The organism is Mesorhizobium sp. KR2-14, from assembly GCF_040049255.1.
In the GTDB taxonomy this organism is placed as follows: Bacteria; Pseudomonadota; Alphaproteobacteria; order Rhizobiales; family Rhizobiaceae; genus Pseudaminobacter.
In genome coordinates this window covers 424676-449277 of sequence record NZ_JBDZDR010000002.1, presented here as the reverse complement: position 1 = coordinate 449277, position 24602 = coordinate 424676, and the positions used below count along the sequence as shown (strand labels likewise).

The 24602-nt window shown below is 63.9% G+C and carries 23 protein-coding genes and 1 pseudogene; 13 read left to right on the top strand and 11 right to left on the bottom strand.

Going from position 1 to position 24602, the window contains the following annotated elements; all coding sequences use genetic code 11:
* Window positions 1-46 precede the first annotated feature (46 nt).
* From ABLE86_RS06665 to ABLE86_RS06640, 6 genes are all read right to left on the bottom strand, one after another.
* Window positions 47-271 (bottom strand): F0F1 ATP synthase subunit C, encoded by a 225-nt coding sequence (locus ABLE86_RS06665; protein ID WP_348778146.1) that lies wholly within the window; start codon window positions 269-271, stop codon window positions 47-49.
* Window positions 272-341: 70 nt separating this feature from the next.
* Window positions 342-1091: a F0F1 ATP synthase subunit A gene (locus tag ABLE86_RS06660; RefSeq protein ID WP_348778145.1), complete on the bottom strand. Its 750-nt coding sequence runs from the start codon at window positions 1089-1091 to the stop codon at window positions 342-344.
* 41 nt (window positions 1092-1132) lie between these two features.
* Window positions 1133-1540, bottom strand: coding sequence for an AtpZ/AtpI family protein (locus tag ABLE86_RS06655; protein ID WP_348778144.1), 408 nt, complete (start codon window positions 1538-1540; stop codon window positions 1133-1135).
* A gap of 251 nt (window positions 1541-1791) precedes the next feature.
* A complete protein-coding gene (locus tag ABLE86_RS06650; protein WP_348778143.1) occupies window positions 1792-2979 on the bottom strand; it encodes a cell wall hydrolase in 1188 nt (395 codons plus the stop codon).
* 199 nt (window positions 2980-3178) lie between these two features.
* The gene (gene der, locus ABLE86_RS06645; RefSeq protein WP_348778142.1) at window positions 3179-4609 is read right to left on the bottom strand and encodes a ribosome biogenesis GTPase Der; all 1431 of its coding nucleotides are present in this window, start codon (window positions 4607-4609) and stop codon (window positions 3179-3181) included.
* 9 nt (window positions 4610-4618) lie between these two features.
* Entirely contained in the window at window positions 4619-5284 is a 666-nt protein-coding gene (locus ABLE86_RS06640) for a tetratricopeptide repeat protein (protein ID WP_348778141.1), read from the bottom strand.
* A gap of 206 nt (window positions 5285-5490) precedes the next feature.
* On the opposite strand from ABLE86_RS06640, the gene ABLE86_RS06635 reads away from it, so the two are divergent.
* Window positions 5491-6492, top strand: a complete 1002-nt coding sequence (locus ABLE86_RS06635; RefSeq protein WP_348778140.1) for a polysaccharide deacetylase — start codon at window positions 5491-5493, stop codon at window positions 6490-6492.
* Between the two features lie 21 nt (window positions 6493-6513).
* On the opposite strand, the gene sbmA is transcribed toward ABLE86_RS06635, so the two are convergent.
* Window positions 6514-7776: a peptide antibiotic transporter SbmA gene (sbmA, locus tag ABLE86_RS06630; protein WP_348778139.1), complete on the bottom strand. Its 1263-nt coding sequence runs from the start codon at window positions 7774-7776 to the stop codon at window positions 6514-6516.
* A gap of 215 nt (window positions 7777-7991) precedes the next feature.
* On the opposite strand from sbmA, the gene ABLE86_RS06625 reads away from it, so the two are divergent.
* On the top strand, window positions 7992-8399 hold the full coding sequence (locus ABLE86_RS06625) for an MAPEG family protein (RefSeq protein WP_348778138.1): 408 nt from the start codon (window positions 7992-7994) through the stop codon (window positions 8397-8399).
* 7 nt (window positions 8400-8406) lie between these two features.
* Here the strand turns inward: ABLE86_RS06625 and ABLE86_RS06620 are convergent, their stop codons facing one another.
* Window positions 8407-8613, bottom strand: a complete 207-nt coding sequence (locus ABLE86_RS06620) for a hypothetical protein (RefSeq protein WP_348778137.1) — start codon at window positions 8611-8613, stop codon at window positions 8407-8409.
* A gap of 96 nt (window positions 8614-8709) precedes the next feature.
* Here ABLE86_RS06620 and ABLE86_RS06615 point away from each other — a divergent pair, with 96 nt between their 5' ends.
* Window positions 8710-9663, top strand: a complete 954-nt coding sequence (locus tag ABLE86_RS06615) for a LysR substrate-binding domain-containing protein (RefSeq protein WP_348778136.1) — start codon at window positions 8710-8712, stop codon at window positions 9661-9663.
* A 34-nt stretch (window positions 9664-9697) separates the two neighbouring features.
* Window positions 9698-10948 carry an aminopeptidase gene (locus ABLE86_RS06610; RefSeq protein WP_348778135.1) on the top strand — a complete coding sequence of 417 codons (1251 nt, stop codon included), beginning with the start codon at window positions 9698-9700 and terminating at the stop codon, window positions 10946-10948.
* Window positions 10949-11020: 72 nt separating this feature from the next.
* Here ABLE86_RS06610 and ABLE86_RS06605 read toward each other — a convergent pair whose 3' ends face one another.
* Together ABLE86_RS06605 and ABLE86_RS06600 are read right to left on the bottom strand one after the other, a co-directional pair.
* Entirely contained in the window at window positions 11021-11371 is a 351-nt protein-coding gene (locus tag ABLE86_RS06605; RefSeq protein ID WP_348778134.1) for an ArsC family reductase, read from the bottom strand.
* 214 nt (window positions 11372-11585) lie between these two features.
* Window positions 11586-13097, bottom strand: a complete 1512-nt coding sequence (locus ABLE86_RS06600) for an aldehyde dehydrogenase family protein (RefSeq protein WP_348778133.1) — start codon at window positions 13095-13097, stop codon at window positions 11586-11588.
* Between the two features lie 341 nt (window positions 13098-13438).
* On the opposite strand from ABLE86_RS06600, the gene ABLE86_RS06595 reads away from it, so the two are divergent.
* Both ABLE86_RS06595 and ABLE86_RS06590 read left to right on the top strand, forming a co-directional pair.
* Complete coding sequence (locus tag ABLE86_RS06595; protein WP_348778132.1) at window positions 13439-14347, top strand: LysR family transcriptional regulator; 909 nt, start codon at window positions 13439-13441, stop codon at window positions 14345-14347.
* A 271-nt stretch (window positions 14348-14618) separates the two neighbouring features.
* On the top strand, window positions 14619-16226 hold the full coding sequence (locus tag ABLE86_RS06590; RefSeq protein ID WP_348778131.1) for a methyl-accepting chemotaxis protein: 1608 nt from the start codon (window positions 14619-14621) through the stop codon (window positions 16224-16226).
* 54 nt (window positions 16227-16280) lie between these two features.
* Here ABLE86_RS06590 and ABLE86_RS06585 read toward each other — a convergent pair whose 3' ends face one another.
* On the bottom strand, window positions 16281-17063 hold the full coding sequence (locus ABLE86_RS06585) for an IclR family transcriptional regulator (protein WP_348778130.1): 783 nt from the start codon (window positions 17061-17063) through the stop codon (window positions 16281-16283).
* Window positions 17064-17186: 123 nt separating this feature from the next.
* On the opposite strand from ABLE86_RS06585, the gene ABLE86_RS06580 reads away from it, so the two are divergent.
* The 7 genes and pseudogenes from ABLE86_RS06580 to ABLE86_RS06550 all read left to right on the top strand — a co-directional run bounded on the left by ABLE86_RS06580 (window position 17187) and on the right by ABLE86_RS06550 (window position 24584).
* Complete coding sequence (locus tag ABLE86_RS06580) at window positions 17187-17939, top strand: SDR family oxidoreductase (protein ID WP_348778129.1); 753 nt, start codon at window positions 17187-17189, stop codon at window positions 17937-17939.
* Window positions 17940-17956: 17 nt separating this feature from the next.
* Complete coding sequence (locus ABLE86_RS06575) at window positions 17957-18841, top strand: amidohydrolase family protein (RefSeq protein WP_348778128.1); 885 nt, start codon at window positions 17957-17959, stop codon at window positions 18839-18841.
* Window positions 18838-20387, top strand: a pseudogene (locus tag ABLE86_RS06570) (sugar ABC transporter ATP-binding protein). Before ABLE86_RS06575 ends, ABLE86_RS06570 begins: the two are co-directional and overlap by 4 nt.
* On the top strand, window positions 20384-21382 hold the full coding sequence (locus ABLE86_RS06565; protein ID WP_348778127.1) for an ABC transporter permease: 999 nt from the start codon (window positions 20384-20386) through the stop codon (window positions 21380-21382). The pseudogene ABLE86_RS06570 and the gene ABLE86_RS06565 overlap by 4 nt, the downstream one beginning before the upstream one ends.
* Before the next feature lie 100 nt (window positions 21383-21482).
* Window positions 21483-22427, top strand: coding sequence for an ABC transporter substrate-binding protein (locus tag ABLE86_RS06560; protein WP_348778126.1), 945 nt, complete (start codon window positions 21483-21485; stop codon window positions 22425-22427).
* A gap of 91 nt (window positions 22428-22518) precedes the next feature.
* Window positions 22519-23796 (top strand): L-fuconate dehydratase, encoded by a 1278-nt coding sequence (locus ABLE86_RS06555; RefSeq protein ID WP_348778125.1) that lies wholly within the window; start codon window positions 22519-22521, stop codon window positions 23794-23796.
* A gap of 11 nt (window positions 23797-23807) precedes the next feature.
* On the top strand, window positions 23808-24584 hold the full coding sequence (locus tag ABLE86_RS06550) for an SDR family oxidoreductase (RefSeq protein ID WP_348778124.1): 777 nt from the start codon (window positions 23808-23810) through the stop codon (window positions 24582-24584).
* Window positions 24585-24602: the final 18 nt, after the last annotated feature.

The following is a 24602-nucleotide window of genomic DNA, read 5'->3' as shown; positions in this document are numbered from 1 at the left end:
CCGGCCACGAAAGCGTGGCCGGCGATATCGCTCTTGCTCGACGCTCTTAGGCGAAGAGCAGAAGAAGGGCGATGAGAAGCGAGAAGATGCCCAGAGCTTCCGTAACGGCGAAGCCGAACACCAGGCGGCCGAACTGGCCATCGGCAGCCGACGGGTTGCGCAGGGCGCCCGACAGGTAGTTGCCGAAGATGTTGCCGAGACCGAGGGCGGTTCCGGCCATACCGAAACAAGCCAGACCGGCGCCGATGTACTTTGCTGCTTCTGCTTCCATTTTCAAACTCCTTGGTGGAACTGTGGTGATCTTGTTTTCCGCGACGCCGTTTCTGGCGCCTGGTTGACTGTCAGTGGCCCGGATGTACCGCGTCGTTGAGGTACATGCAGGTCAGCACGGCGAAGACGTAGGCCTGGAGGAACGCCACCAGGAATTCCAGCGCGGTGATCGCGACCGTCATCATCAGCGGCAGGATGGAACCGGCGATCCCGACGGCGCCCAGCGCGCTGAGAGAGGTCACGAAGCCGGCGAAGACCTTCAGCGTGATGTGGCCTGCAAGCATGTTGGCGAAGAGACGGACCGAGAGGCTGACCGGACGGGAAAGGAACGAAATGATCTCGATCACCACCACGAGCGGTACGAGAATCGCGGGAATGCCGCTCGGGACGAAAAGCTTCAGGAACCCGAAACCATGCTTGGCAAAGCCGTAGACAACGACCGTGCCTATCACGAGTAGCGCCAGCGCGAAGGTGACGATGATGTGGCTGGTGACGGTGAAGAAGTAGGGGAACAGCCCCAGCAGGTTCGCAACCAGAACGAACATGAACAGCGAAAAGACAAGGGGGAAAAACCTCATCCCTTGCGACCCGGCCGCATCCCTCAGCATCGAGGCCACGAACTCGTAGGAAAGTTCCGAAATCGACTGCATCCGGCTCGGGATCAGGCCACGGCTGGTGGTCGTCAGAAACAGGAACGCGCCAGCGGCGACGACAGTCGCCACCATGAATGCGGAGGAGTTGGTGAAGGAGAAGTCATATCCGCCGACCTCGATCGGAATCAACTTCGAGATATGAAACTGATGGATCGGATCGTTGGACACGCGGCCCCCTTACGAAAGAATGCGCCCGTGGGCACAGTTGATCAGTCTTCCAGATCCTTGGTGCCCTTACCGGACCCCTTGAGACCTGCTTCGGCAATGACCCCCGAAGAGCGCAACACGTTCAGGACACCGGCGCCGAAACCGAGGAGCAAGAAGACAATCAAGCCCCACGGCGAAACTCCCGCCAGACGGTCGACCAGCCACCCGATGATCGCCCCGACCGCCACACCTGCGACAAACTCGCTGGACAGCTTCAGAGCTTCACCGTAGCCGGCATTACCGCCCGACTTTGCCGCCTGTTCCCTTTCGCTTTCGCCTTTCCGTCTTGCCGCAAGCGTTTCGGCAAGCTGGCGCCGGCGGCGCTCAAGGTCATCGTCACGGATCTGCGGCTTACCCTCATCACCAGGCCCGGTTCTTCCGGTTTCGTCTGGCCCGCTATTGTTGGCCATCGCAACCTCCTAGCCCGGATGAAGCTTCGCTGCTCATCCGCTTCAAAGTCGCCGGCAACATAGTTAGGCAGCCCATCTGCGTCAAGCCAGGGAGTGGAGGCACCTCCCATGTATTTTGGGCCGTAAAATCAAAGAGTTGGCCAACTGCGACAACCTGCCCGCGGGCAGCGCCCCGCCGTTACACCCGAATCCTTGTCAAATTCGGTCCAATAGCCCGCGGTTGGAAAAGCACGGCAGGGCTATGGCGGGGTTCAGATCCAGCCGCCGCCATAGGTGCGGTAGAAGATGTGAAGACCGATTCTCTTCATCTTCTGCATGGTGCGCGCCCAGCCGGGGCTCACATAGGCGGCGTAGTAGTGGGTGGAGGACGCTACCTCAGGAATGAAGATCTTCCCGGCGGTGACCGCCATCGCGATCTCCTCGGCAGTCTTGTAGTGCCTGGGGCTTGTCACGACCTTCTTGCGACCGTCGCACGCAAAGGAAAATTGGCAGCGGTTGAGCCAATTGTCGTTCTGGTAGACGACACCGCAGATCGTACTCGGATAGGCGGGGTTGCGCACCCGGTTGAGGATGACCTGCGCCACCGCAGCCTGGCCTTTCGCGCTCTCGCCCTGGGCCTCGAAATAGATGGCGGTTGCAAGGCACTTCTGCTCGGCCTTGCTGAACACGCTCGCCGGCAGCGGATTGCGCATCCAGTCGTGATCGCCTTCGGCGAGCGGCGGAATGAAGCGCCCGGCCTTCGGGTCTGGATCCTTGAGAAGGCTCGCGAATGGCGAGGTCTTGGCGTAGTCCGGTTCCGCCGGCGCATAGGCGGTGGCCAGAATGTCGGGCGTATCGTTGTTGACCAGGCTGGCGAGCATGGTCGGCACGCCGACCGGCTTCTTCTTTTCTTCCTTGGCGTGGAATGCCATGGCAATCGCCACTTCCTTGCCTTTGATCGGCGGCCTGACGAACGCCATTTTCGGACCGCCTTCGAGCACCGGCCGCGTGATGGCGCTGGTGCGGCGAAGCACCGAGCCCGCATTGAAGGCCTTGGGCGGCGCTGCGGGCGTCACGTCAACGATACGACCCTTCTTGTCGCGGCGGTTGATGCGCTCTTCGTCGGGAACCTCGTTTGCCGCCGCAGCCTTGCCGCGGAACGCAACCTTACCCAGGCCGGGCGCCGTCATGCCCGCGCCGGAGATGGCACCAGTCACGATATCGCCATCGGCAAAGGGCATCTCGACCGAGTGCGTCGAGCCGGCCACCGAATTCTGGATAAAGGAGTTCCAGCGCGCCCCCGGCGCCTCGGTTCCCGAGACCAGGCTGGCCATGTCCTGATAGGCCGTCGTGGTCGGAAAGCCGATCCAGATGCCCAGTCCGATCATCAGCGTGGGAAGAAACGAACGCTCTCTCCGGCCGGCGATGGCCGGTTGCAGCGTCGATAGACGTCGATGCACAGAAACTCTCCAGAACGCAACAGGTACCCTCTGGAGAGAAAAAATGATGCATTAACCTTGATGGATTGTTAACGCGGGAGCCACGGCGCGCGCCGGCCAGGATTGCCCAACCCAGCCGCGCGCGATGCCGCGACAAGTCGCAACAGTAAAATATCTGAAAATGGGGAACGGGCCGGATGCCGGCCCGCTGTAAGTCGGCCTAGCTGCGCTTGCTGGCGCGGCCGGCGAACGGATTTTCGGGGGCGCGCAGGACCATGCGGATCGGCACGCCCGGCATGTCGAAGGAATCGCGCAGATTGTTGACCAGGTACCGCACATAGGATTGCGGCATCGCCTCGGGCCGGGTGCATGACAGCACGAAGCCCGGCGGCCGGGCCTTGACCTGGGTAATGTACTTGATCTTGAGGCGGCGTCCCGCAACGGCCGGAGGCGGATGGTGGGCAAGAATGCCTTCTAGCCACCGGTTGAGCCGCCCGGTCGAAACGCGGCGGTTCCAGACCTGGTGCGTCTTCAGCACCGCGTCCATCAGCTTGTCGAGGCCGCGCCCCGTTTCCGCGGAAACAGGAACGGCCAGAAGCCCGCGGACCTGGGGAAGCAGTCGCGCGGTCTTCTCGCGCAGCTCGGCCAGGGTCTCCTGCGGGTTCTCGATGAGGTCCCACTTGTTGAAGGCCAGCACCAGCCCCCTGCCCTCGCGGATGATGAGATCCGCGATCTGCAGATCCTGCTTCTCGAAGGGGATCGTCGCGTCGAAGACGACGACCACGATCTCGGCGAAGCGAATCGCGCGCAGGCCGTCGGCAACCGACAGCTTCTCGAGCTTTTCCTGCACCTTGGCCTTGCGCCGCATGCCGGCGGTGTCGAAAAGCCGGATCTGGCGACCGCGCCACTCCCAGTCCACCGAGATCGAATCGCGCGTGATGCCGGCCTCGGGCCCGGTGAGCAGGCGCTCCTCGTCGATCAGCGCGTTGATCATCGTCGACTTGCCGGCATTGGGTCGTCCGACAACGGCGATACGCATCGGCTTGGTATCGTCATAGGCCGGTTCGGCATCGGGATCGGCGATGTCCTCACCGACCAGCACTTCGGCCAAGGGAAGCTCGCCGTCTTCTTCCTCGTCCTCGCCGAAGGCGCGGGCCTCGCCCAGCGCCTCGATGACGGCGTCGCGAAGGTCCGGCAGGCCCTGGCCATGCTCGGCCGAAATCGGGATGGGTTCGCCAAGACCCACTTCCCACGCCTCCAGCATGCCACCCTGGGCACCGCGCGCCTCGGCCTTGTTGGCCACGAGCACCACGGGCTTGCCAGAGCGGCGCACGATGTCGGCGAAGGCCTTGTCGTCGGGCATCAGGCCCGACTTCGCATCGACCACGAAGAAGACGAGATCGGCCTCTTCGATCGCGATTTCGGTCTGCGCCCGCATGCGGCCCTGCAGCGTGGCTGCCGGGGCGGTCTCGAAGCCGGCCGTGTCGATGACCTCGAAATTGAGGTCGTAGAGCTTGGCAGCGTGGGTGCGGCGGTCACGGGTCACGCCCGGCGTGTCGTCGACCAGCGCCAGCTTCTTTCCGACCAGGCGATTGAAAAGCGTGGACTTGCCGACGTTAGGCCGGCCGATGATGGCAACTTTGTAGCTCATCGGCCGCCATCAAGAAGCAGTGCCCGAACCGCGGATCAGTTCGGACATGATGGTGGCGCGCTCGCGCGCATTGCGAGGAGCGCCGTCGTCGGAGGCGATCTGCTCGAACAGCTTCAAGGCGTCGTCCGCCTTGCCTTCCTTCCAGGCGGCCAGACCGAGCACTTCGCGAGCGGAGCTGCGCAGCGGGTTGGTGTCGGCGGTCAGGTCCTCGGCGCGCTTGGCAACGTCAGCATAGGAGCCGTGGTCGACCAGCACATAGGCCGCGCGCAGACGCGCAATGTCGCGCAGCACGGCGGGGATGGCAGTATCTGCAGCCACCGCATCGAATTCCTTCACCGCGCTGTCGAAGTCGCCCTTGTCGACCAGAACGGTCGCGGCGCGCATGTGGGCCAGCACCGGATAAGCCCCGTAGCTGTCGGCTTCCATCGCCTTCAGCGCCGCCAGCGCCTCGTCGTTCTGGCCCGAATTCGCCAGCGTCAGCGCCTGGAGGAACTCGTCGCCGGACCGGCTGGCCTGGCGCTCGGTCCAGTATTCGTAGACAACGAAGGCGGCGGTCCCCAAAACAACCAGAATCGCTGCCACGATCAGCACGGGGCCGAAGCGTTTCCACAGCGCCCGCGCCCGGTCCTGGCGCATTTCCTCGTTGACTTCGCGGATGAAACTGTCGTCCGACATTCTATCAAACCATGTTTGCCCAGCGGGCGTTTCGAGCCAGCGTTGTAGCGATATTTCGCCGGCATGGAAGGGGGCGAGGCGGAAAATCCCGGATCGGCGCTCCGGACGCTGGCCCCGTTATCCATTTTGATACCACGTTCGCCCCCAACCGCGCCACATTTGGCGCATAGCCGGGGCGGCCCTGATTTCAGTTCCAGATTGTGTTCATGTCCGTAGCTGCCCGTGTTTTTGCGCTTACCTGCGCGTCCCTTTCTTCCGTATTGCCCGCCTATGCCAGCGAAGCCGCGCCGCAGCGCGCGCAATATGTGATCATTTCCTTCGACGGCGCACATGAATTGGCGCAGTGGCAGCGCAGCCGCACTCTCGCCGCGCGCACCGGCGCACGCTTCACCTATTTCCTGTCCTGCGTATTCGTGCTCAGTCGCGAAACCCGCAGCCAGTACCAGGCGCCCGGCAAATCGCCCGGCAGTTCCAATGTGGGCTTCGCGCAGTCCAGGGACGAGGTGCGGCAGCGGCTCGAGCAAATCCAGCTTGCGCGCGCCGAAGGCCACGAGATAGCCAGCCATGCTTGCGGCCATTTCGACGGCAAGGACTGGAGCAAGGCCGATTGGCTGCGCGAGTTCGGCTCCTTCACGCGGATCCTGCGCGACGCTTACAAGATCAACGGCATCGAGGGAGAGCCCGAGGGCTGGCGGCAGTTTGCCGAAACCGGCATATCGGGTTTTCGCGTGCCCTATCTTTCGCACAGCAAGGCGCTCTACTCGGCGCTTGCCGAAGCCAAGTTCGCCTATGATGCCAGCGGCGTTTCGCGCGGGCCGGCAGAACCCGAAACTGTGGACGGCATTACGCGCTTCGCATTGCCGCAGATACCGGAAGGGCCGAAGGGACGTCCCGTCATCGCGATGGACTACAATCTGTTCGTGCGCCATTCCGGCGGCATCGAGCGCAAGGATGCGGACGGCTCATTCGAAAACCGCGCCTACGAGGCGTTCCGCACCGCCTTCGACCGTGAATACAAAGGCGATCGCGTGCCGCTCGAAATGGGTTTCCACTTCACGCTGATGAATGGCGGCGCCTATTGGCGGGCGCTGGAGCGCTTTGCCGGCGAGGTCTGCGTGAAGGCCGACGTCAAATGCGTGAGCTATGCCGACTACCTGGCCGACCATCGCAAGACGGACGGAACAGGCACGGGAAGTGTCGGCGGCTGAGCCGCCGACACAGGTGCTTTCTCAATAGTGGTCCGTGGCGGCAACGCGGCCTTCCACATAGCGCTGGTCGATGCCCGGCAGCGGCTCGCCTTCCAGCGCCGCCTCGAAGGCTCTCAGACGCTTGTAGATGGAAAGCAGCTCGATGATCGTCGGCCAGGAGTTGACCAGGTACTGGAACGACGACGTCACCTGCGAAAACGCATTGCTGATCTGGTTCAACAGGCCCAGCGTGATCGTGCGGGCAACAAGCGACGGCACTATCAGGATAAGCGAGAACACGTTGTTGACCTGCAGGTACAGGTAGCGGAAGACGTTGAAATACACGTAGTGGAAGTACATGCGGAAATAGTTTCTCCGCACGTTGTCGAACAGCTCGGCCAGGGCGATCGGCTGCGCGCGTTCTATGTGGTCTTCGCCATAGACCAGTTCCTTGCGGTAGGCGGCTTCGACGCGCTGGTTGCGGAATTGAAGCCCCGGAAGCTTGACGCCGACTGCGGCGAGCAGAACCGTTCCGAAGATCGCCCAGGCGATGGCCGCCAGAACCAGCGGATGCGGCACGGCCCCGACGATCGGCAGCTCAGTGATGTGCGTCGAGAGACGGATCAGGAGCGGCGTGAAGGCGATGAGGGTCATGACCGAGTCGATCAGATTGCCGCCGAGGCTCTCCATGATCGTCGAAAACCGCATCGAATCTTCCTGAACACGCTGCGCGGCGCCTTCGATGTGGCGCAGCTTCTGCCAGTTCGCGACATAGAAATTGTTCATCGCCGTCCGCCAGCGGAAGACGTAGTGACTGACGAGGAACACCGTGAGCGCGCTGACGATGACAGCCACGCCCGCAATCCCCATGAAGGTCGCGACCTCCCAGTAGACCTCACTGGCCTGGGCCTCCACCTTACCGGAGATGATATTCTGGATCAGGTCCCAGAACGGCCCGTACCAATTGTTGATCGCGACGCTGACCTGCACCTGGAAGTAGGTGATGAACAGGATCAGCGCCGTGCCGAGGATCGACCAGCGCTGCCAGGGATGTGGCGAGAACCAGCTCCAGAAACCATAGAACAGCGCCACCGTGACGGCGAAGTAGACATAGAACCACAGGAACGGAGCCGACCAGAACGCGGAGACACCGATGATTGGCGGCGCATCCGGCGCCGCAGGAGGCAGGCCGAAAATGCCGCCCATGTTTTCTCCGCCAAAATACCACAGCAGCATGGCGAATGCTGCCCAGACGACTGCCGAAATGAAGAACAGCTTCGGCTTCGGAAAGAAGGATACGAACACGCGGGGGATTTCCTTGTGGCGCACATGGCGCGGTTGCGTTTGAGCGGCATGAAGTCACAGTTCTTCCAGAAAGAAAATGCCCTTCTGCCGATCATCGCCGCCGTCGAAAAGGATAAATGTGGCATTTTTGACGTTAGGGCAGGTGCGGCGACAAGCGCGTTTACCTTTCCGGCCGGCATGCCTACACATCCTAGCAGATAGTCGGAGCCAGATCGATGAATCAGACCGCAGTCGCAGTCGTGGGCCTCTATGCCGTGCTCAACGTGGCCATCCTGTTCTGGCTGGTGCTGGCAACGAGCCAGCTGCGGCGGCGCTACAAGGTCTGGATCGGCCATGGCGGCGTGGCCCATCTGGAGCGCGTGATGCGCGGCCACGCCAATGCCATCGAAAACATGCCGATGACGATGCTGCTGCTTCTCATCGCCGCGCTTCTGGGGACGGCCCCGCTCGCCCTGCATCTGCTGGGCGCCGGCTTCACCATCGGCCGCCTGCTGCATGCCTGGCACTTCATCGAGGAGAAGGGTGCGCGCTGGCAGCGCGAGATCGGCTTCGGCCTGAGCGGGCTTGCGACGATAGTGGCCATGGCCGCCTTGCTGGGCCACGCCTTCCGGCTCCTCCTCTGACGCTGGCCTAGCAGCAGGTCTCCCGCACGGCATTGCGCTCATCAAGGCACGCCTGACAGCCGCGATCGAAAGGCAGATCGCCGAGTTCGCGCTGCGACATTCCGCCCAGCGCCGGATGTGCCAGCGGATCGCGCGTCCACGCGACGATCTCGTGTGGCGGCGGCACGCGTGCATTCGCACCCGAATGCAGCTGAACGAATGAGAGAAACTTCATCTGTACTTCTCCATCGATCTGCAGTCGGCCCCTATTTTTATGCGTTTCCCTGCTTTGACAATCGACATTTCGACGAAGCGCATTTAGAAAATCTGTATGGCAAACCTCAACAGCGTCCATCTCAACGGGCTGCGCGCGGTGGAAGCCGTGGCGCGGTGCGGCTCGCTTCTCAAGGCGGCGGAAGAGCTCGGCGTTTCGCCCAGCGCTGTCAGCCAGCAGATCAACCGCACCGAACGGCAGGTCGGCCGCGCGCTGTTCGAACGTCGGTCCAGCGGCCTGGTGCCAACCGAGTTCGGCGCCCTGTTCACCGCGCGCCTCACGGCGGGGTTTCGCGAACTCGCCCAGGCGGTGGCGCTGGCCGACGATCGCAGCTCCAATACGCTGATCGTCTCGGTCGCACCTACCTTTGCCTCGCGCTGGCTGGTGCCGCGCCTCAGCCGCTTCTTCGCGCTTCATCCCGAAGTCCTGATCCGCATCGACGCCTCGACGCAGCTTGTCGACCTCGCGCATTCCGATGTGGATGTCGCCATCCGGCTCGGCACCGGAAAATGGCCGGGCGCCCGCGCGGAACTGCTGCTGCCGATGGAGATCTTTCCCGTCTGCTCGCCGCACACTGCCCGAAGGCTGAAATCCATCGACGACCTGGCAAAGGCGTGGATGATTTCCGACGAAAACACCATGATCTCTTGGGAGAGCTGGTTCGACGCCGCGGGTGTCGCGCCCGCCCTGCCCAAGCAGGGCGCCAGCTACTCAGATCCGCTGCTGTGCCTGGAATCGGTGATTGCCGGCCATGGCGTCATGCTGGCCTGGCAGTTCCTTGCCGCCGACGCACTGGCCGACGGCCGGCTCGTGGCCCCCTTCGGCATTTCGGCGCCAACCGGGCTCGGGCACTACCTTGTTACCGCCGATGGTCAGCGCGGCAGCCGCAAGGTCGATTGCTTCCGCAATTGGCTGAGCGCAGAAGTGAAGAGCTCGGTGGCAAATATGCGGCTGGCAAGCGCCAGGGACTTACCCGACGATAGTGTCAATCCGGCCCGTTCAGGAGTATGAGTCGCGGCCAGATGATCAAAGGAGCAGTTTCGCCATGACTTCCCACACGAGCGCAATCGCTGCAATCGATCCCGTCAAGCTCGACCGTCTGGCCGAGGTGGCGGTGAAGGTCGGCCTGGACCTGCAGCCGGGCCAGGATCTTGTGCTGACCGCGCCGATTTCGGCGCTGTCGCTGGTGCGCCGCATCGCCGAGCACGCCTACAAGGCAGGCGCTGGCATCGTGACCCCGATCTTTTCCGACGACGAGCTGACGCTGGCCCGCTACCGCCACGCGCAGGACGCCAGCTTCGACCGTGCCGAGGGCTGGCTCTACGAGGGCATGGCCAAGGCCTTTGCCGGCAATGCGGCACGGCTGGCCGTGCGCGGCGACAACCCGATGCTGCTGGCGGAAGAAGACCCGGCGAAGGTGTCGCGCTCCAACAAGGCGACCTCCACCGCCTACCGCCCAGCGCTGGAGAAGATCACCGGTTTCGACATCAACTGGAACATTGTTGCTTTCCCCACGCCTGCCTGGGCCAAGCTGGTGTTTCCGGGCGAGGCTGAGGATGTAGCCGTGGCCAAGCTGGCGGAGGCGATCTTCGCCGCCTCGCGCGTGGACAGGGAAGACCCCGTCGCCGCCTGGCAGGAGCACAACGCAGCACTTGCCCGCCGCACCTCCTGGCTCAACGACAAGGCCTTCCACGCCCTGCGCTTCCGCGGCCCCGGCACCGACCTGACGGTGGGCCTGGCGGACGGCCATAAATGGAACGGCGGCGCGGAGACGGCCAAGAACGGCATCACTTGCAACCCCAACATCCCGACCGAGGAAGTCTTCACCACGCCGCACGCCCATCGCGTCGAGGGCCATGTGACGAGCACCAAGCCGCTTTCCTATCAGGGCACGCTGATCGACCAGATCTCGGTGCGCTTCGAAGGCGGCCGCATCGTCGAGGCGAGTGCCGCACGTGGCGCTGATGTGCTGAACAAGGTTCTCGACACCGACGAAGGCGCACGGCGCCTGGGCGAAGTGGCGCTGGTGCCGCACTCCTCGCCGATCGCGCAGAGCGGGCTCCTGTTCTACAACACGCTGTTCGACGAGAACGCCGCCAGCCACATCGCGCTCGGCCAGTGCTATTCCACCTGCTTCACCGACAGCAATCTGACGCCGGCGGAAGTCGCGGCGCGCGGCGGCAACTCCAGCCTGATCCACATCGACTGGATGATCGGCTCCGGCGAGATCGACATCGACGGCCTCGACAAGGACGGCAATGCCGAACCGGTGATGCGCAAGGGCGAATGGGCCTGAGCCCGGCCTGTCCAACCAATAACTAAGGGCGGCGCGAGCCGCCCTTTTCATTGATCGACGGAACCCGTCGCCTCAACTGGCCAGCGCCTGCGCGTAAAGCTCCGGCTTGAAGCCCACGAGCAGCCGGCCGCCAAGGTCGAGCACCGGCCGCTTGACCATTGAGGGCTGGGCCAGCATCAGCGCCATTGCCTTCTCGGCGTCGAGATCCTGCCTGTCTGCCTCCGGCAGCTTGCGGAAAGTGGTTCCGGCACGGTTCAGCAGAACTTCCCAGCCCAGTTCATCGCACCAGCGCGCCAGGCGCTCGCGGTCGAGGCCTTCGGTCTTGTAGTCGTGAAACTCATGGTCGACACCATGGCTTTCCAGCCAGACGCGCGCCTTCTTCATCGTGTCGCAGTTCTTGATGCCATAGATCACGGGCTTCAATTCGGGGCACCTCGCTTCTTCAACAAGATCGACCGAAAGAAAGCCTGCGGCCTCCAGGAGGCAGCGCCACGGCTTGCTTCCGGCAAATCGATTCCAAGTTTGGCAAAGCTTTAGCAAGGCCGGCGAGGTGCGGCCAGCTGGCGGCCTTTCGGCCACCGCCAGGATCGGCTGCCGGCCTTGTGCCGGCAGCCCTCTGTTCGGAGCGATCCTTCGCTCAATCGATGTCGAAGGAAACGCCCTGCGCCAGCGGCAGCGCCTTCGAGTAGTTCACGGTGTTGGTGGCGCGGCGCATATAGGCCTTCCAGGCATCCGACCCGCTCTCGCGGCCCCCGCCGGTTTCCTTCTCGCCGCCGAACGCGCCGCCGATCTCGGCCCCCGAAGTGCCGATATTGACGTTGGCGATGCCGCAGTCGGAGCCGTCCGCTCCCAGGAAGCGCTCCGATTCCTGCAGGTCGCGCGTGAAGATCGACGACGACAGCCCCGCGCCCACCGCATTGTGCAACTCGAGCACTTCGTCGAAGTCGGAATATTTCATCACATAGAGGATGGGCGCGAAGGTTTCCTCCGTTACGGGCGAAACCTGCCTGGGCATTTCGACAAGCGCCGGGCGCACGTAATAGGCGTCCGCGTGCCCGTTTTCGACGCGCGCGCCGCCGGTCACCTTGCCGCCGTGGCCGACTGCTTCCTCGAGTGCCTTCTGCATGGCGTCGAACGCCGCCTTGTCGATCAGCGGACCGACCAGCGCACTGGTTTCGAGCGGATTGCCGACCGAAACGCTCTCATAGGCCTTCTTCAGGCGCGGCACGATCTGGTCGTAGACGCTCTCATGCACGAACAGGCGGCGCAGCGTGGTGCAGCGCTGGCCGGCGGTGCCCATGGCGCCGAAGGCGATGGCGCGCAGCGCCATGTCGAGGTCGGCGCTCGGGCACACGATGCCGGCATTATTGCCGCCCAGTTCGAGCACCGCACGCGCAAAGCGCTTGGCCAGGCGCGGCCCGACCTCTCGGCCCATGCGGGTGGAGCCGGTGGCGGAAACCAGCGGCACCTTCGGATGATCGACCAGCACCTCGCCGATTGCACGGTCGCCGATCAGCACCTGCAGCAGGCCCTCCGGCGCATCGCCGAAGCGCTTCAGCGCACGCTGGAAGATCGCCGCGCTGGCAAGCGCCGTCAGCGGCGTCTTCTCGGAAGGTTTCCAGACCACCGCATCGCCGCAGACCAGGGCCAGCGCCGCGTTCCACGACCAGACGGCGACCGGGAAGTTGAAGGCCGAGATGACGCCGACCACGCCCAGCGGATGCCAGGTTTCCATCATGCGATGGCCGGGACGCTCGGTTGCGATGGTCAGGCCGTAAAGCTGGCGCGAAAGACCGACTGCGAAGTCGCAGATGTCGATCATCTCCTGCACTTCGCCCAGTCCCTCCGAGCGGATCTTGCCGACCTCGATGGAAACCAGCCGGCCCAAATCTTCCTTGGCCGCGCGCAGTTCCTCGCCCAGCAGCCGCACCAGTTCGCCACGCCGCGGCGCCGGCACCAGCCGCCAGGCCTTGAACGCCTCATGCGCGGCTTCGATGGCCTTGGCCGTATCGGCAGGCGACATCTGCTTCAGCGCCGCGATCTTCTCGCCCGTCACCGGCGTGCGAACCTCAAGGTCGCCACCCGAGAGAACTTCCTGCGCCACGCCGAGTTTCGCCAGAAGCTCGGCCGTTTCCTTCCTGATATCCATGTCGAAATCCCTTATCTGTCCCATCTGGGCTCGCGCCCGGTCCGCCGTTTCAGATCATGCCGGCTTTCCCTGCCAGCATATCGTCATTCGCGGGCATTTTGTCATCGCTGCCGCAGTGCCAAAACCGTCGCCCAGTTTCTTACCGCTTTTGATGGCCTCGCGCTCTCAGCGCGCAGGCCCGTTCTTGCCGACCCTCGCACCTCTTTGCGGTATATCGCCGGGATCGCCGGCGCAAAAGGCCCGGCCCCGCAGTTCGCGCAGGTTGATGCGCAGCGCACACTATAATGGCTTAACGCCTGCTCCATTCATGCTATTGGCGCGTTGGTTGATGCGAGAATGGAATGATGTTTGCAAGATCACTGATCCCCGATTTGGGCAAGCTGCAGGCCTTTGAAAGCGCTGCGCGCCATGGCAGCTTCACGCTGGCCGCCAAGGAACTGAGCCTGACGCAAAGCGCCGTCAGCCGGCAGATCAAGGAACTGGAAACCCAACTCGGCGTCACACTTTTCGAGCGCATCAGGCAAAGGGTCGTTCTTTCCAGCACGGGGCAGAGTTTTCTGCCCGACGTGCGCAAATTGCTCGGCCAGACCGAGGAAGCGATGTTGCGCGCGATGACCGCGCCCAAGTCCTCCGCGCTCAACCTGGCCACCCTGCCAACCTTCGGCAGTCGCTGGCTGGTGCCGAGACTGCCGGACTTCCTGAGCCGCAATCCGGACGTCACCCTGAACGTTGTTTCGCGTTCCGAACCGTTCGACCTGGAAGACAACGCCTTCGATGCCGCGATCCACTACGGCCAGCCCGTATGGGCGAACGCGACTTGCCGCTACATCTGCCGCGAGGTGATCGTGCCGGTGGCAAGCCCGGCCTTTTTGGACGCCAGCATAAGCCGAGAAGGACCGGAGGCACTGGCAGCGGGGCCGCTGTTGCATCTCGCCACCCGCCCGAAGGCCTGGGCAAGCTGGTTCCAGACCGCGGGTGTGGAGACAGGCTCGGCCTTTGTGGGCCACCGGTTCGACCAGTTCACAATGTTGATCGAGGCAACGATTGCCGGCCTCGGGCTCGCCCTCCTTCCACGCTACCTGATAGAGCAGGAGCTAAAGGATGGAAGACTGCAGGTTGCGTTTGATCGCCCCTTGCCGACGGAAAACAATTATTACTTCGTCGTGCCACTCAAAAACCGGGCCAATTCGTTGGCTAACCTCCTGTTCGAGTGGATTTCCGGTCAGGTCGGAACCGCAATCCAGCGCTGATTTATTTGTTCGCCATAGAGATATGCATCTTCTGGAAGCGGAGACCGGAACGCGTTCGGTAGATTTACAACAAGTAAACACCCGCACTTACATCAATGCTTTGGTTTCCGCCCGCCGATCATTTTCCCATCGCTTTCAACATCCTGGCGGCCAATAAACCGAATTTGAACGATTGGCACATATTCGCTTGGGCAATCGAAAACCGGGCAGCGCCCCCACTCCCGGAAACGCTGATTTTTGAAGATCAGCAGCCTGAGAACAAGGAACTGCCATGTCCGACACCTCCGTTGCCACTGACGCCTCAATCGCCAGACGCCTCGCATTCGTCCGTTTCGACGCCGAGGCGCGCGAGGCTCTGAATGACGTGAGGCCCGCCCTCGAGGCAGCGCTTCCGTCTGCGATGGACAACTTCTACAGCCACATCTCCAAGTTCGAGGAGGCGCGGCAGTTCTTTGGTGCCGCCAGTCAGGACGGAAGCCAGAAAATGCAGGCCGCCGCGGGACGGCAGGTGAAGCACTGGAGCGCCATCGCCGCCGCGGATTTCGGCGACGCCTATGTCCAGTCTGCAAAGCGCATCGGGCGCATCCACGCCGACATCGGGCTCGAGCCCCGCTGGTATGTGGGCGGCTACACCGTCATCATCGACCAGCTCGTATCCGTGGTTCTCGAGCAACTCTGGCCCAAGGCCCTTGGCCTGCGTGCCCCGGGGTGCGAGCGGGCAAGTGATGCGCTGAGCGCGCTGCTCAAGGCATCGCTCTTCGACATGGAACTGGTGATTTCCACCTATCTTGAAGAATCCGAAAAGCGGCGCCTTGCTGCCGAGGTGGCTCGCGAACAGGCGGAGATGGAGCAACGCACCGCGCTTGCCGCCCTTGCGGAAGCGATCGACCAGCTCGCGAAGGGGCGTCTGGACTACCGGCTCGGCACGTTGGACGCCCCGAACTACGCTTCGATCCAGAGCGATTTCAATCGCGCCATGGAACATCTCGAGGAAGCCGTCGGCCGTATTCACGGAAACGCGGACGTGATCCGGGACGGCTCCACCAAGATCGTCCAGGCGGCCGATGATCTGGCGCGGCGAACGGAGCATCAGGCGGCAAGCCTGGAGGAAACGGCGGCGGCACTTGAAGAGATCTCGCAAGCCACCTCCCAGACTGCCAGCGGCGCGCTGAAGGCGGACGGCGTTGCGCAGGAGGCGAAGACCAGCGCACAATCCAGCAGCCAGGCCATGCGGGACATGGTCGTTGCCATGGCGGAAATCGACAGTTCGGCCAAGCAGATCAGCCAGATCGTCTCCTTGATCGATGACATCGCCTTCCAGACCAACCTGCTTGCGCTGAACGCCGGTGTGGAGGCCGCTCGCGCCGGCGATGCTGGCAGGGGCTTTGCGGTCGTCGCTTCCGAGGTGCGCAGCCTGGCGCAGCGTTCGGCGGATGCCGCACGCGAGATCAAGACGCTCATCGCATCGTCGGGCGAGCGCGTGTCAGCGGGCGTGAACCTGGTCGGCCAGACCGGCGAAGCCCTGGAAGTGCTGATCGGCAAGGTTTCGGAAATCAGCGTGCTGGTTGCCGAAATGGCGAATTCGGCCAAGGAGCAGTCGATCGGGCTGACGGGGATCAACGCTGCGGTTAACCAGCTTGACCAGGTCACGCAACAGAACGCCGCCATGGTCGAGGAATCCACCACGGCCTCCCATGCGCTTGCTCTGGAAGCCGAGAACCTTGCAACCAGCGTGTCCCATTTCCAGATCGCAGGGCGGATGGCCGATGCGGCCATGCCGGTCGTGTCTCACCAGCGGCGCGCCGCTCCCGCGCTCAAGGTGGTCCGCGCCGAAAAGGCGAAGGCCGTTGCCGTCGACGATGGGTGGAGCGAGTTCTGAGCGACCCCAAATCCAGCGCCCTTCCTGCGCCATTCGAGGCGGGAGGGACGCCCCCTAGGATAGCGACAGCTTCGTCGCTACATCCTTCAACAAGGCCAATGTCTGGGTGATGTCGGCCTGGGCGTTGTCCAGCCGCTGGATATAGGGGCAGGTCAGCACTGCGATCGCGTAGCCCTCCGGCGACAAGATCGGCACGGAAATATCGTCGACACCGCGAATCTGCTGGCTTTCGCCGATCCGGTGGCCGGCACTTCGATAGCCTACCAGCGCAGGCACCAGTCCGGCGAAGGCTTCGGCCATTCTGGTTCCCTGCCAGCGCGCTACGATTTCCGCCTCTGAATGCTCGTCCTGGAAGGCCAGCAGCGTCTGGCCGGACCCGGTCGTCAGCAGGTCGATATGGGCGCCAATGCGGATGCCGAACTCCCAGTTGCCGGGACAGCTGGCGTGAGCCACCACGATTGCCGCGTCGCGGTCGGCCACCACCAGATGGCATGACTGGCCGGCATCGCGAGCAAAGCCATCCATCAGCGGCAGGGCGCGCGCCACCAGCCGCCGCACCGGCGGGTGGCGGTGCGCCAGCACGAACAGCTTCATGGTCAGCGCATAGCGGTCGCCCTCGGGCGAGCGGCTGACATAGTCGCGCGCCACTAGCCTTTCGAGCATGCGGTAGACCTCACTCGGCCCCCGCCCCATGGCCTTCACGATCTCGGCGCGCGTGAGCCCGCTTGGCTGCTCGGAAAGTAGCTCAAGAATGTCCAGCCCCTTGTCGAGCGCCGGCGCGCGGTAGCGTTCGTCCTTGGCCGTCTCGTCTGACGTTTTGGCCGGCCGCTTCGGCATTGCTCCAAACCCTCCCGGTCAACCGGGCCTTGCGATTGCCCATTGCAGGGGCGATTTATTTATGAATAGTATGTTTGTATATAGACAGGATCGCAAGCAGTTTGCTGGGAGGAGGCAACGGTTATGCGACTGAGGGGCAAACGCATCTTCATTTCCGCAGCTGCCCAGGGCATTGGCCGTGCCAGCGCGCTTGCCTGTGCTGCCGAAGGGGCGCACGTCATCGCCACCGACATCAATGCCGAGGGGCTTGGCTCGCTTTCAGAGCAGAACAGCCTCATCGAGACCCATCACCTCGACGTGCGCGACAGCGCTGCCGTGGCGGAGTTCGCGCGCGGACCGGCTGCTTCTCTCGACGGGCTCTTCAATTGCGCCGGCTTCGTCCATCACGGCACGATCATGGAATGCGGCGAGGACGACTGGGATTTCAGCTTCGACCTCAACGTCAAGAGCATGTACCGCACCACCCGGGCTTTCCTGCCCGGCATGCTCGAGCGCGCCGAAATGAACGGCTCCGTCGCCATCCTCAACATGGCTTCCATGGCCTCTTCGATCAAAGGTTTCCCGAACCGCCTGGTCTACGGCGCCACAAAGGCTGCCGTCATCGGCTTCACCAAGGCCATGGCCGCCGACTATGTGCGCCGCGGCGTGCGCTGCAACGCGCTTTGCCCCGGCACGGTGGACACCCCATCGCTGCGCGGCCGCATCGCTGCGGCAGCCGACCCGGTGCAGGCCGAAAAGGACTTCATCGCCCGCCAGCCTATAGGCCGTCTCGCGACCGTCGACGATATAACGCCCTTGGTCGTCTACCTGCTTTCGGATGAATCCCGCTTCGTCACCGGCCAGGCCGTCCTGGTGGACGGCGGCGTCACCATATAGGCCAAGAGGGGCGGGCCATGATCGCAAGGATCGACGGCCACTGCCACTACTGGGCGCTCGAACGCGGCGACTACGGCTGGCTGACGCCGGACGCTCTCCATCTCGCGCCGATCCATCGCGACTTCGGCGCGGCCGAGATGCGCCCCCTGGCCAGCGCGGCAGGCGTCGGCCGCCGCATACTGGTTCAGGCCGCCCCCACCGAGGCCGAGACGCACTACCTGCTCGAACAGGGGCGGAAGGAAGATGCCGTTGCCGGCGTCGTGGGCTGGGTCGATCTTTCCGATCCGCGCAGCGTGGCCTCGCTCGAACGCTTTGCCCGCGACCCGCTATTCAAGGGCGTGCGCCCCATGCTGCAGGATCTCGACGATCCGCAATGGATCGCTACGCGCCCGCACCCAGAAACGGTGGCGGCCCTGAAGCGGCTCGGCCTGCGCTTCGACGCGCTGGTCATGCCGCAGCACCTTTCGGCCCTCATCCGTTTCGTCAATGCAAATCCGGATCTTCCGGTCATCATCGACCATGCGGCCAAGCCAGCCTTCACCGCCCCAGCCGGCGACCCGCGCCACGTCATGTGGGAACACGGCATGGCGCAACTCGCAACTCGGCGCCACGTCGTCTGCAAGCTCTCGGGCCTGCTCACCGAAATGCCCGCTGGCTGTCGCGCAACGCCCGAAGCAGCGGCTGCCTTTCTCCGGCCCACGGTCGACAAGCTGCTTGCCTGGTTCGGGCCCGAACGCATCGTCTGGGGGTCGGACTGGCCGGTCCTGACGCTCGCAGCCGGCTACGACTTCTGGAACGAGGTCACCGTGCAACTGCTCGACGGCCTCAGCGAGGCAGAGCGGGCCAGCATCCATGCCCACGCCGCGGAACGCTTCTACGGTCTTGACGGGGGCCGCGCATGAGCGCCCTCGTCCTCATGAAGGATATCCAGAAATCGTTCCCCGGCGTGCGCGCCCTGCACAATGCGCAGATCGAGCTGCGCGCGGGCGAGGTGCACGCGCTGATGGGGGAGAACGGTGCCGGCAAGTCCACGCTGATGAAGATCCTTGCGGGCATCTACCGGCGCGACAGCGGCGAAATCCTGCTCGACGGCAAGCCCGTGGAAATCGGCTCGCCGCGCCAGGCGCAAGACCTTGGCATCGGCATCATCCATCAGGAACTCAACCTGATGCCGCATCTGACCGCGGCGCAAAACATCTTCATCGGCCGCGAGCCGCGCAAGGCGGCGGGCCTACTGCTCGATGAGGCAAAGCTGAATGCGCAGGCCGCGCAGATCTTCGCCAGCATGCATCTGAAGCTCGATCCGCGCACCACGGTGGGCGGGCTCACCATCGCGCGCCAACAGATGGTCGAGATCGCCAAGGCGCTGTCGCACCGCTCGCGGGTGCTGATCATGGACGAGCCGACCGCGGCGCTGAACGACGCCGAGATCAAGGAGCTTTTCGCCATCATCGCCCGGCTGAAGGCCGAGGGCGTCGGCATCGTATACATCTCGCACAAGATGGACGAACTGAAGCGCGTTGCCGACCGCGTGACGGTCATGCGCGACGGCGAATATATCGGCACCCTGCCCGCGCGCGAGACCCCGGTCGAGAGGATCATCTCCATGATGGTCGGGCGCGCCTTGTCCGACGAGCGCCCGAGGCCCCCCGATCACTCCGCCACAACCGTGGTCCTCGAAGTTCGCGGCCTCAGCCGTGGCAAGGAAATTCGCAACGTCTCGTTCTCCGTCCGCAAGGGCGAAATCCTCGGCTTTGCCGGCCTGATGGGCGCCGGCCGGACCGAGGTCGCGCGCGCAATCTTCGGTGCCGACCGGCGCGACGGTGGCGAGATCTTTGTGCATGGGAAGAAGGTCGACATACGCAAGCCTCAGGACGCGGTGCGCGCCGGCATAGGCTACCTCTCCGAGGACAGAAAGCACTTCGGCCTCGCCACCGGCATGGACGTGCGCAACAACGTCGTGATGGCAAGCCTGGGCCGTTTCACTGGTCCGGGCGGGCTGCTCAAGGAAGCGGCCATGCACGACGCTGCCATGCGCTACATCGACCAGTTGGCCATCAAGACGCCGTCAGACCGGCAGGAGGCGCGCCTGCTCTCCGGCGGCAACCAGCAGAAGATCGTCATCGCCAAATGGCTGCTGCGCGACTGCGATGTGCTGATCTTCGACGAACCCACGCGCGGCATAGACGTCGGCGCCAAGAACGAGATCTATAAGCTGCTCAACGCGCTGGCAGATCAGGGCCGCGCCATCATCGTCATTTCCTCCGAGCTGCCCGAGATCCTGAGGCTGAGCCACCGCATCGCAGTGATGTGCGAAGGCAGGCTCACCGGTTTTCTGCCGCCGGGCTCGTCTCAGGAGGAGATCATGAACCTCGCCACCATGCGCGGCGAGGCCATTGAGCTCAGCGCATGAAGGAAGCGAAGCCGGCGAAGGGAGAGGCCAGATGAGTGCGACGACGTCCACCGCGAATATCCCGTCCGGCACAAGGTTTTCCGGCGCCCAGCACCGGCTGCTCGCCTTCGCCAGCCTGATCGCGCTGATCGTCGTCTTCAGCCTCGCCTCGCCCAATTTCATGCAGACCAGCAACATCATCGCCATCCTGCAGGCAACATCGGTCAATGGCGTGCTGGCCATCGCCGCCACGCTGGTCATCATCACCGGCGGCATCGACCTGTCCGTCGGCACGCTGATGACCTTTTGCGCCGTGAGCGCCGGCGTGGTGCTGACTTTCTGGGGCATGCCGCTGGGCCTCGGCGTGATAGCCGCCGTGATCGCCGGCGCGGTGAGCGGCATCATGTCCGGCACATTCGTGGCCAAGCTGAAAATCCCGCCCTTCATCGCCACGCTCGGCATGATGCTGATTCTCAAGGGCCTGTCGCTGGTCATCTCCGGCACGCGGCCGATCTACTTCAACGGCACGCCCGGCTTCACCCAGATCTCGCAAGGCTCGCTCATAGGTTCGCTTGTCCCTGCCCTGCCCATCCCCAACGGCGTGTTGATCCTGTTTCTGGTGGCCATCGCCGCAAGCTTCATACTTGAGCGCACGATCCTCGGCCGTTTCACCTTCGCGCTCGGTTCCAACGAGGAAGCGGTGCGCCTCTCCGGCGTCAACACCGATCGCTGGAAGATCGCCGTCTATGCGCTCGCGGGCAGCATCTGCGGCATCGCCGGGCTGCTGATCGCCTCGCGCCTCAACTCGGCGCAGCCGGCTCTCGGCCAGGGTTATGAGCTCGACGCCATCGCCGCGGTGGTCATCGGCGGCACGTCGCTCTCAGGTGGGCGCGGCACGATCATCGGCACCCTCATCGGCGCGCTGATCATCAGCGTTCTGGCGAACGGCCTGCGCATCCTTTCCGTCGCCCAGGAGTGGCAGACGGTGGTCACGGGCAGCATCATCATTCTCGCCGTCTACACCGACATTCTGCGGCGCAGCAGGCTTTGAGGAGGCGTGCCTCGCGCAGCCTTCCGGCCGCGCCAACAACCAGAAGAGAGCGAAAGCGCTCCGGGTAAGTTTCGATCAAAACGAACCAACGGAGGAAACCATGTTTAACAGACGCACCGTTCTCGGCGCCCTCAGCGCCATCGCCCTGCTGGGCAGCGGCTCGACCATGGCAATGGCCGAGGACATGTACATCCCGCTCATCTCCAAGGGCTTCCAGCACCAGTTCTGGCAGGCCGTGAAGGCAGGCGCAGACAAGGCCGCGGCCGATCTCGGCGTGACCGTCACGTTCGAGGGCCCGGATTCGGAATCGCAGGTCGACCGTCAGATCGACATGCTGGCCGCAGCCCTCGCCAAGAAGCCGGCGGCAATCGGCTTCGCCGCGCTCGACAGCCAGGCGGCCATCCCGCTGCTGCAGCAGGCGAAGGATGCAAACATCCCCGTCGTCGCCTTCGACTCCGGCGTCGACAGCGACATCCCCGTTGCCACCGCCTCGACCGACAATCTCGCCGCGGCGGCCCTTGCCGCCGACAAGATGTCCGAGCTGATCGGGGGCGAAGGCAAGGTGGCCCTGGTGGTGCATGACCAGACCAGCCGCACCGGCATCGACCGCCGCGACGGCTTCGTCAACCGCATCAAGGAAGCTCATCCGAAGATCGAGATCGTGGCCATCGAATATGGCGAGGGCGACCATCTGAAGTCGACCGAGATCACCAAGGCGATCCTGCAGGCCAACCCGGACCTGAAGGGCATGTTCGGCGCCAATGAAGGCTCGGCCATCGGCGTCGTCAACGGCGCCAAGGAACTGGGCCGCAAGGTGGTGATCATCGGCTACGATTCCGGCACCCAGCAGAAGCAGGCCATCCGCGACGGCGAAATGGCCGGCGCCATCACCCAGAACCCGGTCGGCATCGGCTACAGGACCGTCGAAGCTGCGGTCAAGGCGGCCAAGGGGGAAGCCGTCGAAAAGCACATCGACACCGGCTTCTACTATTACGACAAGTCGAGCATGGACCAGCCGGAGATCGCGGCGGTTCTCTACGACTGATCCAGTCCCTGCAAGCCGGAGGCGGCGTCCGCCTCCGGCTTGCATAATGCGACTGCCAAACGCTCCGCGTGACTTTTCAGGAATCCCGACCATGACCAGCATCATCGAAATGCGGGTGCTCGACCTGCGCTTCCCCACCTCGCAGCATCTCGACGGCTCCGACGCGATGAACCCGGACCCCGACTATTCGGCGGCCTATGTCATCCTCGAGACCGACACGCCCGGCATCGAAGGCCATGGGCTGACCTTCACCATCGGCCGCGGTAACGAGATCTGCTGCGCGGCGATCGAGGCCATGCGCCACCTCGTCGTGGGGCTCGACATGGACAAGGTCACGGCCGACATGGGCGCCTTCTGGCGCCATGTCACTTCGGACAGCCAGCTGCGCTGGATCGGGCCTGACAAGGGCGCGATCCACCTCGCCACCGGCGCGATCGTCAACGCGGTGTGGGACATCTGGGCCAAGATGGCAGGCAAGCCGGTCTGGCGGCTGGTTGCAGACATGTCGCCCGAGGAACTCGTGCGCTGCATCGACTTCCGCTACATCACCGACTGCATCACGCCCGGCGAAGCGCTCGCCATGCTGCGCGACAAGGCGGCCGGCAAAGCCGAGCGCATCGCCATTCTCGAGCGCGAGGGTTATCCCTGCTACACGACCTCCGCCGGCTGGCTGGGCTATGAGGACGAAAAGCTGCGCCGCCTCTGCCGCGAGGCAGCCGAGGCGGGCTTCAACCACGTCAAGCTCAAGGTCGGCCGCGACAAGGCCGACGACATCAGGCGCCTGCGCATCGCCCGCGAGGTGCTGGGCCCCGAACGCCAGTTGATGATCGACGCCAACCAGGTGTGGGAAGTCGACCAGGCCATCGAGTGGGTGCGCGACCTCGCTTTCGCCCGGCCCTGGTTCATCGAGGAGCCGACCAGCCCGGACGACGTCGAGGGCCACCGCAAGATCCGCGACGGTGTGGCGCCTGTGCAGGTGGCGACCGGCGAGATGTGCCAGAACCGCATCATGTTCAAGCAGTTCATCATGCGGGGCGCCATCGACGTGGTGCAGATCGACGCCTGCCGGCTCGGCGGCGTCAACGAGATCCTGGCCGTGCTGCTGATGGCCGCGAAATACGACCTGCTTGTCTGCCCGCACGCCGGCGGTGTCGGCCTGTGCGAATACGTCCAGCACCTGTCGATGATCGACTATGTCTGCATTGCCGGCACGCGCGAGGGCCGCGTGGTCGAATATGTCGACCACCTGCACGAGCACTTCAAGGAGCCGTGCATCGTGCGCAACGCCGCCTACATGCCTCCCACTGCGCCCGGCTTCTCGGTGGAGATGAAGCCCGACACGTTGGAAAACTATCAATTCCGGGACTGACGGGGACGGTTATGGATCTGGGCTTGAAGGACAAGGTCGTCATCGTCACCGGCGGCGCCGCCGGCATCGGAGGCGCGGTCACACTCGGCCTTGCTGCCGAGGGCGCAATCCCGGTCGTGTTCGGCCGCAGCCCGATGGCCGAGGATTTCGACACGCGGCTGCGAGAGTTGGCGCCACGGGCAAAATTCATTCAGGTCGAGTTGATGAACGATGCAGAGATCGAGGCAGCGGTGAAGGCAACCTCGGCCGCCTATGGCCGCATCGACGGGCTGGTCAACAACGCCGGCGTCAATGACGGCATCGGCCTGGATGCCGGGCCCGAGGCGTTTCGTCAGTCTCTCGAGCGCAACCTTATCCACTACTACACCACCGCCCATCACTGCCTGCCGTGGCTGAAGGCTTCGCGTGGCGCCATCGTCAACGTCTCGTCCAAGACCGCACTGACCGGTCAGGGCAATACCAGCGGCTACACCGCCGCAAAGGGCGGGCAACTGTCCTTGACGCGCGAATGGGCGGCGGCCCTGCGCGACCACGGCATTCGCGTCAACGCAGTCATCCCGGCCGAGGTGATGACGCCGCTTTATGAGAAGTGGCTGAGAACCTTCGACGATCCGAACGCGCGGCTTGAGGAAATCACCCGCCGTATACCGCTCGGCCAGCGCATGACGACGGCCGAGGAGATCGCCGACACTGTGATCTTCCTGCTCTCCGAGCGCGCCAGCCACACCACGGGTCAGTGGCTGTTCGTCGACGGCGGCTATACGCATCTCGATCGCGCGCTGGACTGACCAGCCGCCGGAGGCCGC